Source organism: Mesorhizobium sp. P2_C7 (assembly GCF_056404515.1).
Genome location: NZ_JBFUDW010000002.1, coordinates 465,709 through 478,989 on the forward strand (window position 1 = coordinate 465,709; position 13,281 = coordinate 478,989).

Annotated in this window: 12 protein-coding genes; 8 read left to right on the forward strand and 4 right to left on the reverse strand. The window is 62.0% G+C overall.

Annotated features, from left to right (window positions below):
• Positions 1-56 precede the first annotated feature (56 nt).
• Positions 57-1,187, reverse strand: a complete 1,131-nt coding sequence (locus tag AC1D2G_RS07170) for a nucleotidyltransferase family protein (RefSeq protein ID WP_477412918.1) — start codon at positions 1,185-1,187, stop codon at positions 57-59.
• A 517-nt stretch (positions 1,188-1,704) separates the two neighbouring features.
• Between AC1D2G_RS07170 and AC1D2G_RS07175 the strand changes: the two genes are divergently transcribed.
• The 6 genes from AC1D2G_RS07175 to AC1D2G_RS07200 all read left to right on the forward strand — a co-directional run bounded on the left by AC1D2G_RS07175 (position 1,705) and on the right by AC1D2G_RS07200 (position 7,608).
• On the forward strand, positions 1,705-1,857 hold the full coding sequence (locus AC1D2G_RS07175; RefSeq protein ID WP_095082854.1) for a lasso peptide: 153 nt from the start codon (positions 1,705-1,707) through the stop codon (positions 1,855-1,857).
• A gap of 161 nt (positions 1,858-2,018) precedes the next feature.
• Positions 2,019-2,336 (forward strand): PqqD family protein, encoded by a 318-nt coding sequence (locus AC1D2G_RS07180; protein ID WP_477412920.1) that lies wholly within the window; start codon positions 2,019-2,021, stop codon positions 2,334-2,336.
• Positions 2,337-2,460: 124 nt separating this feature from the next.
• Complete coding sequence (locus AC1D2G_RS07185; RefSeq protein ID WP_477412922.1) at positions 2,461-2,835, forward strand: lasso peptide biosynthesis B2 protein; 375 nt, start codon at positions 2,461-2,463, stop codon at positions 2,833-2,835.
• Positions 2,835-4,757, forward strand: coding sequence for a lasso peptide isopeptide bond-forming cyclase (locus tag AC1D2G_RS07190; protein WP_477412924.1), 1,923 nt, complete (start codon positions 2,835-2,837; stop codon positions 4,755-4,757). The genes AC1D2G_RS07185 and AC1D2G_RS07190 overlap by 1 nt, the downstream gene beginning before the upstream one ends.
• Positions 4,754-5,755: a phosphoenolpyruvate carboxykinase (ATP) gene (locus tag AC1D2G_RS07195; protein ID WP_477225200.1), complete on the forward strand. Its 1,002-nt coding sequence runs from the start codon at positions 4,754-4,756 to the stop codon at positions 5,753-5,755. The genes AC1D2G_RS07190 and AC1D2G_RS07195 overlap by 4 nt, the downstream gene beginning before the upstream one ends.
• Before the next feature lie 8 nt (positions 5,756-5,763).
• Positions 5,764-7,608, forward strand: coding sequence for an ABC transporter ATP-binding protein (locus tag AC1D2G_RS07200; protein WP_477412926.1), 1,845 nt, complete (start codon positions 5,764-5,766; stop codon positions 7,606-7,608).
• Positions 7,609-7,625: 17 nt separating this feature from the next.
• Here the strand turns inward: AC1D2G_RS07200 and AC1D2G_RS07205 are convergent, their stop codons facing one another.
• Entirely contained in the window at positions 7,626-7,901 is a 276-nt protein-coding gene (locus AC1D2G_RS07205; protein ID WP_095082865.1) for an exopolysaccharide production repressor exox, read from the reverse strand.
• A gap of 601 nt (positions 7,902-8,502) precedes the next feature.
• Between AC1D2G_RS07205 and AC1D2G_RS07210 the strand changes: the two genes are divergently transcribed.
• Complete coding sequence (locus AC1D2G_RS07210) at positions 8,503-9,180, forward strand: sugar transferase (RefSeq protein ID WP_184873244.1); 678 nt, start codon at positions 8,503-8,505, stop codon at positions 9,178-9,180.
• An 82-nt stretch (positions 9,181-9,262) separates the two neighbouring features.
• Positions 9,263-10,528: a polysaccharide biosynthesis/export family protein gene (locus tag AC1D2G_RS07215; protein WP_457150143.1), complete on the forward strand. Its 1,266-nt coding sequence runs from the start codon at positions 9,263-9,265 to the stop codon at positions 10,526-10,528.
• Between the two features lie 385 nt (positions 10,529-10,913).
• Here the strand turns inward: AC1D2G_RS07215 and AC1D2G_RS07220 are convergent, their stop codons facing one another.
• On the reverse strand, positions 10,914-12,227 hold the full coding sequence (locus tag AC1D2G_RS07220) for an O-antigen ligase family protein (protein WP_477412928.1): 1,314 nt from the start codon (positions 12,225-12,227) through the stop codon (positions 10,914-10,916).
• A 216-nt stretch (positions 12,228-12,443) separates the two neighbouring features.
• Positions 12,444-13,271: an SDR family NAD(P)-dependent oxidoreductase gene (locus AC1D2G_RS07225; RefSeq protein WP_477412930.1), complete on the reverse strand. Its 828-nt coding sequence runs from the start codon at positions 13,269-13,271 to the stop codon at positions 12,444-12,446.
• Positions 13,272-13,281: the final 10 nt, after the last annotated feature.

The window sequence follows — 13,281 nt, forward strand, 5'->3', positions numbered from 1 at the left end:
GTTCGCCCCGTACCCGTTCGATGCCCGATTGCCACCAGCGCCAAATCTGTGTTCATTCAACGACCGCCTGGCCGTTCAAAGATGCGGCGGCTGATGTCAGCGGACGCCGCCCAACCAGCTTCCGCCAGATAGCGGACCGGCGCGCGACCGCACAGTTCCCACAGCACCGTTCGCCGCTGGGGCCACCGAAGCGACGACAGCCACGGCGCCATGACCATGTTGAGCAGGTCCTCGTTGCCGATGCGCGACAGGATGCGCGTCGCACGCTCCGACAGCAGCGTGCCGGCACCGCCGAGCAGTACATCGGCTGCGCGTATACCAAGCAGCAGCGTATCGTCCAGCCCCTGCGCTACCGCGGCATCGAGCACAAGCCGTTGGTCAGCCTCGTCGAGGCGGCCGGCGCTGGCGCGCACGTCACAGACATAACCCGCGCAGGGTTCGCGGTTGAACAGCGCCTTGGCGACGCTGATGCAGGACAAAAGCAGCGTGTCGGCGGGCGAGGTGGACGGCACCGTCGAGCCGGCGATTTCGACCTGCCGCTTTCGCCGCAGAAACCCGTCCGCGTCGCGCGGGCTCGGCGAGCCGGGCTGCTGGAGGCGATAGTGGAGATCGACAGTGGACGGCCTCGGTCCGTCGCCCCGCGTCATATGCTGTTCGCCAAGGAAGCGAACCCACCAGACGGAGCGCGACTTGCCGGCGACCTCGTAGCCGATCGAGCGCAGCGCATCCCGCGCCTTGAAATAGCCGACCGGCGAGACCAGAATGTCGACATCGCCCGAAGGCTTCATGAAGTGGTCGTCGTAGAGAAGCTGCTGCTGGAACGGACCCTTCAGAAAGACGAAATCGATCCGGCTTTCGCGCAGCACGTCATGGATTGCCATCGAATCCATGATGCAGGACGCGTTCATCGAAACCGTCCTCCTGCGGTAGCTGTCCAGCCAGTGGAAAAGCTCGGGCGGTCTGTCACTCGCAGGCGCGCGCGACAGGGCCTTGAGGACAAAGGTCGCGACCTTGTTCAGCCTGGCGATGTCGGCAACATTGGCGCCGCCAAGGCCGGGCATCGATACGTCGCCCGTGGCGGCTCCTGCCCCGGCGAAATACAACCGCAGGCAGGCCCGAACATAGGCAACCTCGTCGGCACAATCGGCGGCGCGCAGTCGTTCATAGGAACCATCCGGCAAGGCCATCTAGCGCATAGTCTCCCCAAAAAGCGATTTTCGCGGCGCGTATGCTGCAACTGCGAAGCAAGCATCACCAAAAACCTTGATGGCGTAAAGCCTTTCCTTTTGCAGTGCAGAATTTTGCAACCTGAGCGTTTACCGACACTTCTGAAAAGCCGGTCAAAACCGCTGTTGAAATACCGCCTCTATCAAGGCGTTTTCAGCTGGCCTCACCATGGATTTGCCGGCTCAGTTCACCCTATTAGGGATGCCTAAAATAAAGGCACTTGGCAAATGTTTTATTCAAGCAAAATCAAATGCTTAAAGAATCGGCATCGACATGGTCGCCAAACATCGGGAATCGGTCTAGAAGACGTCATATTTTAGGCATGACCCACACATAAGGTGCTCGCGCAACCCGTAATTGATTAATGCCTGGTAAATCAGGCTTGACTCATAAATGCTGCCATGCAGCTATTGCGCTGCAGCATGCAAGTGCTGACGGCACTCGACAAGCCGTTTCCAGTCCATATTGGAGAGTAAAATGGAACAGAATGTTGAAAAGCAAGAATACGAGACGCCAAGCCTGACGGTGCATGGTTCGATCGAAACCATCACCCAGGGCGGCGGCGGCAGCACGGCGATCGACGCGTCTTTCCCCGCGCATACGCCGATCGGCGACCTGACGTTTTCCTGAAGCCTATCGCAGTTACTCCAGAGTGATGACGTTGGGTCTCTGGGTTTAAAAAAATAAGAGAGTCGGGGGCCATGCCTCCGACTCCCCTTTCATTGCCTGGAACTGCCGAAGCGTAGTGTAAGCGAGGTTTTGGGATGAACTCGAAGCAATCCGGCCAGGATTTGGCCGACCAGGATTTGGCTGACCGATATTCAGCCGTCCACGCTCGTGTGAGTGCGACCAAGGATGCCGTGGCCTGCGAGTTTGGCGATGGCCTGGCGCTCCTCAATCTGAAATCCAACATCTATTACAGCCTGAACGGCGTCGGCGCCTTCATCTGGGATTTGATCCAAGAGCCCAGGTCGATCGCGGAGATCCGCAGCGCCGTGCTTGCGCGCTACAACGTCGATCCAGAGCGCTGCCAAGCCGACGTCGAGGCACTGCTGAAGGGCCTGGCCGATAACGGGCTTGCGAGGCTTGATCATGAGGAACTTGTCTAAGCAGGTTCCGCATAAGGCCATGGTTTTGCGGCAGGAACCCGCGACCGAAAGGAGCCCCAGACAGAGAAAGCGCCGGCAAGGCCGGCGAAGCCTGTTTGGGATTCTCTCCCTGAGCGGCTCGGAAATGATCTTCCTTAGCCGCTGCCTGCTCGTGGTCGCGGCGGTTCGGCTGGGGCTGACACTGTTGTCCTACAACCGTGTTCGCAGCCTGGTGACGCGGCTTGACGCGCGACAGTGCGCAAGCACGGGCGAACTGCGGCGCGTCGCCTGGGGGGTTGCCGCCGCGGCCCGTTTCGTCCCTTACGCCACGTGCCTGACCCAGGCGCTTTCGGGTCAATACATGCTTGCTCGACAGGGCAATGCCTCGAAGATACGCATCGGCATCGAACGCGGCACGGGCGAGCAACTCAAGGCGCATGCCTGGCTGGTCAGCGACAATCATATCGTGCTTGGCGGATCGATCGACGGTTTCGCCCATCTGRTCGACCACGGCAACTGATGAGCGGCGTGGCCGGAATCCTGCTTCGACAGGCCCCCACCCCAGCGGTCGCGGCGGCCGATATCCAGCAGATGCTGGCGCGCATGCGCCATCGTGGCCCGGACGGAAATTCGTGGTGGCTGGACACCGGCATCGCGCTTGGCCACGCCTGGCTCAACACCACCGATGAAGCCGGCCCCGGTCCGCTGACGATGGCCGACGGCAAGCTCGCCATCACCGCAGACTGCCGGCTGGACAACCGCGACGAACTGCTGGCCAGGCTGGGCATCCGCGACAGGTCGGTCGCCGATGCGACCTTGCTGATGCGGGCCTATCTGCGTTGGGGCGAAGCCTGCCCCGTGCATCTGCAAGGCGATTTCGCATTCGCCATCTGGGATGCCGAGCGGCAGCTGCTGTTTTGCGCGCGCGACCATTTCGGGGTCAAGCCGTTCTACTACCATGCGGCGGATCGGCGTTTTACCTTTGCCTCGGAGATCGGGCCGATCCTTGGCGTCGAGGGGGTCGGCAGACATGTCAGCGAGCACCAGATTTCGGGCTTTCTGGCCGGACTTCCCGATGACCCGCAGGCGACACCCTACAGCGACATCTTCAGCTTGCCGGCGCGCCACAGCCTAACCGTAACCGGCCAACAGGTGGTGCTGCGCCGCTACTGGCAGATCGAGCCGTCGCAACGACCGATGCGGTCGGATGCGCCTGAGGAATTCGCCCATCTGTTCTCGCAATCGGTGCGCAATCGCATGCGCGGAACCACGGCGGTCGGCGCGATGCTGAGCGGCGGCCTCGATTCCTCGTCGATCGCCTGTGTCGCCGGCCTGCAGAACGTCGCCGAGCGCAAGCCGAGGCTGCCCACCTTCTCGCTAATTTTCGAAAACGGCTCGTCGATGGACGAGCGCCCGTTTATCGATGCCGTGCTGGATCAGCAGAAGGTCGACGCAACGCTGATCCCAGTCGGCAACTATGCGCCATTCGCCGAGTTCGAACGGGTGCTGGAAGAGCAGGAAGGGACGTTCCTGGCGCCGGGCCTGACGCTGACCCGCGGCATCTACCGGACTGCCGGCGCAAAGGGCATCAAGGTGCTGTTGGACGGCCATGGCGGCGACGAGGTCGTTTCACAAGGCCATGGCCATCTGCATGAACTTGCCAATGCCGGCAGATGGATGGATTTGTGGCGTGAGGTCCGCAGCGCCTCCGACACCTATGGCGACAGCACGCTGGGCCTGTATTTCCAGTTCCTGACCCTCTACGGGCCGGCCTGGCGGATCGCGAGACTGAGGCATATGGCGAACCGCATCCTGAACAGGATACGCAGGCCGGCGCAGGCGCCGCGCGGCCGAGGCTGGCGCGACCTGATCAATCCGGACCTGGCCAGGCGCACCGAGCTTGTGGACCGATTTCACCGAGCCGGATACATGCCGCCCGGCGTCCAGGCCAGCGACGCCTTGAGCCATCGCTGGATCCTGTCGAATGGTTATGTCCCGCATGCTTTCGAGGTTCTCGACAAGGCTGCCGCCAATTTCGGCGTCGAGCCGCGCTATCCGTTCTGGGACAAGCCGCTGGTCGAGTTCTGCCTCGGCCTGCCCGGTGAGGAAAAGCTCAGCCACGGCTTTGGTCGCTATGTGCTGCGCCGCGCCATGGAAGGCGTGCTGCCGGCAGCGGTTCAGTGGCGGCGCGACAAGATCGACTTCACCGCCAATCTCGTCAACGGCATGCTGCGCAACCACCGCGACCTCTTGGAACAGCTGCTGATCTCGGATGCGAGCCGCATCGCGCCCTACGTCAATCTCCCCCAGGTGAGTGCTGCCTATGCGCGGCTGCTGCGTCAGCCCGATCGGGCGGCGCCTTTGGATGTCCAGTATGTCTGGCGCTCGGCATCGCTGTCGCTCTGGCTGCGGCAGCTCCAGCACAGCGGGAGCCCCGCATGATGCCGCGCAATGAGCCGCTCGCCGCATACAGTGATCATCACCGCCCGCATAGCCGGATCACGAGAGAGCGCCGCTTCTACCGCGCCTATGGCCTGACCATCGCATCCGAGGTGACGTTGCCCGAACTGGAGCCGACGGCGCCTGGGGCGGCGGACGTCGTGATCGCCGTCGGCCCGATCGACCTGCCGAAACCCGGCTTGGAAGCCGCGACCGAGTTTCGGTTCGAAGCGGAGCGGCAATATCTCGCATGGCATGCCGTCGGCACATTCCTGATCAGCGATGGCTGCCGCATCGACGTCGAACCCGCGCCCGGCGTCGACGACACGCTGATCGCGTTTCCACTGCTGGGTCCGGTGATGGCGCTGCTGCTGCATCGGCGCGGCCTGCTCGTCCTGCACGCCAGTGCCATTGCGGTCGCCGGCACGAGCGCCATCTTCATGGGCGACAAGGGCGCCGGCAAGTCGACGACGGCAAGCGCGATGATCCGGGCCGGACACGACCTGCTTACCGATGATGTCGTGGCGCTGGACCTCGCCAATCCGGGTCAGCCGATGATCGTTCCGGGTTTTCCGCAGATCAAGCTGGCAGCCGACGCCGCGGCGGCGATCTCGCTCGGAGAAGCCGAGGTGCGACCGCAAGTGCATCCGGCAATCGACAAGATGCAGCATCGCCTGAATGGCGCCTTTTCCGGCAACAGGGTGCCTGCGACCAGGATCTATATCCTCGAGCGCGGCGAAAAGGCTGCCATCACGCCGTTGCCCGGCATCGCCGCCCTGCCGGCCATCATCAAATTCTCCTATGTGACGCGGTTCGGCCGCGCGGCCCTGCCAAGCGATCTTGCAGAAGTGCATCTTCGGCAATGCGCGCGGCTGGCTGACCATGTCGGCGTTCGACGCCTCGAAGTCCCGACGGGCCTCGACAGGATCGGTGAGGCCGTGGACATGATCGAAAGGGATCTGGCGGCCGGGAATCTGGCGACTGATCGTATGCGGTCGTGAGCGCAATCATGTCGAAGTTCTCAATCCTTCGCCTGTCGCTGTTTCGAGACGTTGCCGCATTCGGCGCCGCCATTGCCCAGATCGGCGGCCGGCGAACCTGGACGGCGCTGCTCTTCCTGATCCTCGGCAGCCTGACCGAAGGTATCTCCATCCTGCTGCTGGTGCCGCTGCTGCATCTGGTCGGACGCCCCGACCAGGATTTTGCGGTCAAGCTGCCGAACAATGATTTCGTACGCTGGCTGGTGCCGGACGGAACGCTGCAACTGACGACCGTGCTTTGCCTGCTGGTCGGGCTTGTTGCCGTGCAGGCGGCGTTCAACCGCTTCAAGTCGGTCTACATGGCCAAACTGCTGTTCGATTTCATCAACCGCGTGCGCATGAATCTGTTCGAGAGCATCGGCAAGGCACGCTGGCGCGTCTTCACGCGCATGCGCAGTTCCGATCTCGACCATGCCCTGACCGGCGATATCGACCGCGTCCAGGGCGCTGCCTTCTCGCTGTTGATGCTGGTGCAGATCGCCGTGCTCCTGGCCGGCTATCTGCTGGTTTCAGTGTTCATCTCGTCGGCGATGACGCTGTTTGCGGTCATTATCGGCATCGTGATGTTCGTGGCGCTGCAGCCGTTTCGATCGCGGGCCACCGCCTTTGGCCGGGTTCTGACCGCCAATCGCCAGGATCAGTACCGGACGGTTTCGGAATTCCTGGGCGGCATCAAGGTGGCCAAGAGCCTGAATGTCGAGGCGACCTATTTCGCACAGCTGCAAGCGACGCTCGAAAAGATGAAGGCCGACAATGTCGACTATGTGCGCAACAGCACGGTCGGCACCGCGGTGTTCCAGGTGGCGAGCGTCGTTGGTTTGAGCCTGTTCATCTATGTGGCACTGGTCCGCTTCAACCTGTCGCTGGCCGAGATCGTCGTCCTGCTGCTGGTTTTCATGCGAATCGCGCCGCGCTTCATGGACATGCAGACGCAGGCCCAGCAGGTCTTGATCAATCTGCCCGCCTATACGGCGATGCGCGGCATGCAGGCGCGTTTCGACGCCGAACGCGAGCCGGGCGATGCCGAAACCAGCGACGGCGGCAAGCTGTCTCTGGCAACCGGCCTCAACATCGGGGACGTCTGTTTCGGCTATAGCGACGACCCGGCCAAGATGGTCGTCAGGGACATCACCTTCGGCCTGCCGGCCGGCAAGGTCACCGCGCTGATCGGCCCCTCCGGCTCGGGCAAGAGCACGATCGCCGACATTCTGCTCGGCCTGCTCGAGCCGACCGCCGGCACGATGCTCGTCGATGGCGTCGAGATCGATGCCGGCAACCGGCGCCGCTGGCGCGATCAGGTGGCCTATGTGCCGCAGGACGTGTTCCTGCTGCATGACACGATCGCGGCGAACCTGCGCCTTGCCGCGCCGCAAGCCAGCGATGACGATCTGTGGACCGCGCTGCGCTCGGCGCACGCCGGCGAATTCGTCGAACGGCTCGACATCGGGCTCGAGACGGTGGTCGGCGACCGCGGCGTGCGGCTTTCGGGCGGCGAACGCCAGCGCATTGCGCTTGCGCGCGCGCTGCTGCGCAAGCCGTCCCTGCTCATCCTGGACGAGGCCACCAGCGCGCTCGACTGGCAGAACCAGTCGCTGATCGCCCAGTCGATTGACGGATTGCGCGGCACCATGACGATCCTGACCATCGCGCACCGGCCGTCAATGATCGCCTTCGCCGACTGGGTGGTGGCAATTGAAAACGGCCGCATTGTCGAAGTCGGGCAATATCAGCGGCTGAAGGAAAAAGCCGGCAGCCGATTGTCGCGGATGCTTTTGGGCGAACAGTCCGAGAGCCAGCCCGCTAACGTCGCGTGAGGCTGCCAGGCTTCTGGTTAGTGCAGGCTTCGCCTGGCGCTGCCCAGCTTCTCGCCTTCGGCCACCTCGGGCGCATTCAGCTTTCTCTCCGCGTCGCGAGCCATGTCGGCCGGCGTCGGCGGGCTTCTGGCGATCATGGCATAGACGAGCACGAAGTAGCCCGCCTGAATGATAATTGCGCAGATGATGACGCGGATCAGCGTCGTACCGATCGAAGCGCCGCCTAGCCAGGACCAGGCAACGACGATTGAAAGAGCGAAAATCATCCCGACGATGAATTTTGGAAGTGCCATACCCAACAGCCCATAAACCGGCTCGGGTCTATATAACGATTGCCCCACCCGAGCGCCGTCCCTTGTCATGCGGGCTTGTTAAGGTCGCCCGCTCTCGGCCGGTTGCTTCCGGCCTTTTCTACCTGTCGCCACTCTGACAGGTATAATTTGCAATTCTATTAAGGCGAGCAGTAGGCGGCAAGGGCAACTCCGGATATTTTTGATTGAGCTTTTGCGATCGATTCGGCCATGCTGCAATGCACGCAAAGGGATTTGAACCGACCTCGAATGGTCGCCATTCTTGAGTAAAAGAAACAATATTAAGTAGTATTTTACGGGATTTGCCTTGAGTATCGAGCTCTGCTAAAGCACTATTGTGCTCCGTGCCTTACCCCATAGGACAGCCCGCCTAAGAACCGCCCCAAAAAGGCCCTTATTTTTCGGGGTTTGCCCATTTATTGTCACAAATGTGCTAAATATCCCGAAATTTGTGCATGGCTAGCTTATTATTTAGTCAATTCATGACGCGACTATTTCAACCGGTTGGTAAATTGTGTGTTGCGCTGCAACATTTTTTTGGTATCTTGCGGCGAACCATTCGTTCACGCATGGAGTTTACGGCATGAGGGACGTTGCCAAGTCGGCCACAGCGGGCTTTTCGCAGGTCGACATCGATTTTCCGCCGCCGATCGGCGGCCTGCTTAAACGCAGCTTCGATATCACCGGATCACTGATTGGCTTGATCGCTCTCAGCCCGCTGTTTGTTATGATCGCTCTGCTCGTCAAACTTTCCGACGGCGGATCGATCTTCTACGGCCACAGGCGAATCGGACGCGGGGGACGGATTTTTCCGTGCCTGAAGTTCCGCACCATGGTTCCCGATGGCGACAAGGTGTTGGCCGCCTATCTCGCAACCAACCCGGACGCCAACGCGGAATGGGTGGCGACCCGCAAGCTGAAGAACGATCCGCGCGTCACCCGCGTCGGAGCGGTCTTGAGGAAACTCAGCCTCGATGAGCTGCCGCAGATCATCAACATCCTGCAGGGCGACATGAGCCTTGTCGGGCCGCGTCCGGTTGTGCGCGACGAGCTCGAGATCTATGGCACCTCCGCTGTCTACTATCTGAAATCCCGCCCGGGCCTGACCGGCCTGTGGCAGGTCAGCGGCCGCAACGACGTCTCCTATGACAGCCGCGTCGCCTTCGATCGCCACTATGTCGAGAACTGGTCGCTGTTCGAGGACGTTCGCATCATCATCAAGACTGTCCCCGCCGTCTGGATGTCACGCGGCTCTTACTGACCGCCGCGATGCCAGGCTTTCGCGGCAAGCATCATCGGGCGATGGGGCTAAAGCGGATCGGAACGTTCAGTTGAAAACAGATATGTTTGAAGCCCTTCGCAGCGGCCCGGTTTCCGGCCGGCTGCGGCGGGCGCGTTTGCTGGCCACATGCCTTGCCATGTCGCTGGTCATTCCTCGCATCGCCGCAGCCGACGAATACCGTCTCGGATCGCAGGACAAGCTCACCATCCGCGTTGCCGAATGGCAGACGGTCGAAGGCACATTCCGTGATTGGTCGGCGGTGAATGGCGAGTACACGGTTGGCCCTTCCGGCACGCTGTCGGTGCCGTTCGCCGGCGAGCTTCCGGCATCCGGTAAGACCACGTCGGAAATCGCAGCGGCGATCGGCCAGGCATTGCAACGCAAGCTCGCTTTGTCGGACAAGCCCGAAGCCTCCGTCGAAATGGCGCAGTACCGGCCGTTCTACATCTCGGGCGAAGTCCAGAACCCCGGCCAATTTCCCTATGTGCCCGAGCTGACGGTGCTGAAGGCCATAAGTGTCGCCGGTGGGATCAGGCGAAACGCCGACTATGGCCCGCAGCTCGGCAAGGACCTGGTCACCGCCAAGGGCAATTTCGATATCTCTGACGACCAGCGCATTCGGCTGCTCGTCAAGCGCGCCCGCATCGACGCCGATATGGCCGGCAAGGCGAGTTTCGACGTGCCGAAGGAGGCCGAGGGCGATCCGCGGTTGCCAGCCATCGTCGCAGACGAGATGACGATCCTGACGTCCGACCAAAAGGCGCTGAAGCTGAAGCTTGAGGCGCTCAGCGATCTGAAGGGGGTTCTGCAGTCCGAAATCGAGTCGCTGCAGAAGAAGATCGTCAACCAGCAGCAGCAGGTCGACCTGGCACAGCAGCAGCTCACCAGCATCGGCCCGCTGGCACAGAAAGGCCTGATCGCCAACGCCCGGCTGCTCGATTCGCGGCAGTCCGTCGCCGACCTGCAGGGCAAGATCCTGGACTACGAAACGGCCATCCTCACCGCCAAGCAGGCGATCAGCAAGGCGACGCAGGACGCCATCGATGCCCAGAACACCTTGAGTTCAAATCTCGCCACCGACCGGCAGCAGACCGAAGCCGACCTCAACGAGGCCGCGCTCAAGGTGAATATGCAGAAAGGCCTGATGGCCCAAGCCAGCGATCCCTCGATGAGGTCCGCCAGTGACACCGACCAGCAACCCAGCCTGCTCTACGCACTGGTGCGGGTCGTCGACGGCAAGAGCAGCGAAATCTCGGCGAAGGAAGATACGCCGGTGCTGCCCGGCGACGTGATCAAGGTCAAGCTGGCGCCGCTGACCAGCCAGTAGACCCCCAGCCAGTAGACCCCTTGAGCAGTTCACTGTTTCACGGAAACAGCGAACCGCTCCAACTCTTTGCTTTGACGCGATTCCCTAAGGGAACGCGCTACGCGCTTTTCCCGGGAAAACCGTTTCATACTTTCCTGGAATTGTTCTAGCCAGCAGACCCGGAAACCCCGGCACGATCCGGCGTTTCGATCCATCCCGCCAGGGATGGATCCCGCCTTGGGCCAGGCCTGCCTGGGCGAAGGCTCCCAGGCGAAACCGCCGTTGGCCCTGCTTCCGCCTCCCAAACGATAAAGCGCGTCGCGTTTGAAGGGATTCATGCGACGCGCTTCAAGCCTTTGTTTTGATGCATGTCAAAACCGCGCAGTTTTGAGCGCCAAGCACTGGCTCAGGACGGGTTGGCGGCCGCCGGACCATTCACATGCCGGGGCCAGGCGGCCTCTCTCTTGGCCGCCTCAGCCTGCTCGAAGGCGGGGCTCCACCGCGTGCGGGTGACCGGCAGCCGCGCCAGCTTGAAGAAGCTGAAATACATCAGGAAGGAGCCCATGATGTAGGGGTTGAGAATCTCGACCTCGACGAAGGAGCGGATCAGGAGCAGCACCATCACGCCGAAGAGAATCACCGAATCCGCTTGCCATGCCTTGAAGATCACCGCCGAGACGTGGCCGTAGAGCGTGCGCAGCATGATCAGCGAGACCAGCGTCGCTCCGACGAAGCCGAGTTCGACGAGGGCTTCGATATAGGTGTTGTGGAAGTGGAAGCCGGTGCGGGTGGTGATGTAGAATTCGTTCCACAGCCGCTCGGCTTCGGCGAAGCCCTGCACCCAATAGGCGGCATAGCCGATGCCGAGAATCGGTGCTTTCTGCACGGCGTTCCAGCCCTGCTCCCACAGATAGGTTCGCCCGGTGAGCGTCGAATCCTTTCCGAAGAGGCCAAGGACGAAGTCCATCAGCCCGAGATTCAAGGCGACGAAGGCAACCACGACCAGCAGGCCGGCGCCGATCAGGAAGATCACCCGCCGATAGCGCCGCGACAGGAGCTTGCTCATGGTAAGAAGCGCGACCAGCGCCAGGACCGCCGGTATCGAGGCCATCGAGGTGGCGGAATGCGCAATGACCAGCAGATAGGCCGACAACAGCACGATAGGCACCGCCAGGATGACGCTCCGCCAGCCGCGCCTGTAAAAAGCAACGAAAACGACGCAGAAGTAGATGCCGAGCGAGGCGACAAAGCCAATCTGGTTCTTGGAGGCGAAAGCGCCGACGAAGTTGTAGGTACCGTCGAGAACGTCCTCGGAATAGTTCCCGACCCGCAGCGAATAGAGCAGGACGACAAATATCCCGATCAGGGCGCCTATGGTCAATGTGCGCACGCTGACGGTGCGCGCCGCGACGTAGGCGCAGGCAATATGGGAAAAATACTGGATCGACGTCCTCGCCGTGACGCCGGGCGCCTGCGACCAGAAGACCGAGAAGCAGACATAGGCGGCAAACAGCAGTGGCAGCCAGGCGCTGGACAGGTGCCGCAGGAACCGCCGGTAGTCGACCAGGATGAGCGGCAGCCAGACCGCGTAGTAGGCGAGGATCAGGATCTGGCCGAAAATGACCGAATAGGAAAATGCCCAGATCGAGACGGCAACGGCAAAACTGCCATAGACCGAATTCTTCTCGGGTTCGACCAGCAGGGACTTTGGAATCTTCATCTCAGAGTCCCGCCGGCGCGACCCAAGGCCGGCAGGCCGTGGGCCAGTCGGCATATCCGCAAACAAGGGCGTGCAATAAACGGCGTCTCCATTGTGCAGTGCAATATAACCTATCGCGCCCTGCGCTCAATGGCAAATCCGGTCACCTTGTCTTACAGCGAGGCGATTGCCGAGATCAGGCCGGCGCTTGTCCGGCCACAGCTGCCTGGATCAGCGCTACCACAGTGCTCCGCCGGTGATCTGTATGTTTTCCATGGTGATGCCCTTGGCCAGATCCGAGCAAAGGAAGACGGCAAGAGCCGCGATCTCCTGTGGCTGCAGAAGGCGCTGCTGCGGGTTGCCGCTGGCGATTTCGGCCATTGCTTGCTCCGCCGTGCGCCCCTTGCCTTCGCGCTCGACGACCTGCGCCACGTTGCGGCGCATCAGTTCGGTCTCGACCCAAGTCGGGCTGATCATGACGCAGGTGACGCCATGCGCCGCCCCTTCTAGCGCCACGCAGCGGGTCAGGCCGAGCAGGCCGGCCTTGGAAGCGCAATAGGCCGGGTTGTCCTTCCAGCCGACGGAGGCGGCGGTCGAGCCTATGTTGACGATACGGCCCCAGCCGCGCCCGATCATGCCGGGCAGCACGGCACGGGTGACGCGGAAGGCGCCGGTCAGGTTGGTGTCGACGATCTTGTCCCACAGCGCGTCGGAGTGGCCGCAGACCGGCTGTTCGGCGGTGGTGCCGGCGGCGTTGACCAATATGTCGGCGGGGCCGATAGCGGCTTCGGCTTCCGCCACGAAACCGTTGGTGACGTCGCTGTCGCGCACGTCGAGATGGGCGGCGTGAACCCTAGTGCCATGGGCGGCAAGAGCCGAACGCACACGCACGATTTCGTCGGCGCCGGGATAATAGGCGGCATCGGATTTGTCGGCGCCGGCGGGCGCAATGTAGGAGCCGACGGCGACATTGGCGCCAGCCTCAGCCAGTGCCGTGGCAATGGCAAAGCCCATTCCGGAAAACCCGCCGGTGATGATCGCGCTGCGGCCGGAAAGGTTTGTCATCAGGCGTGGT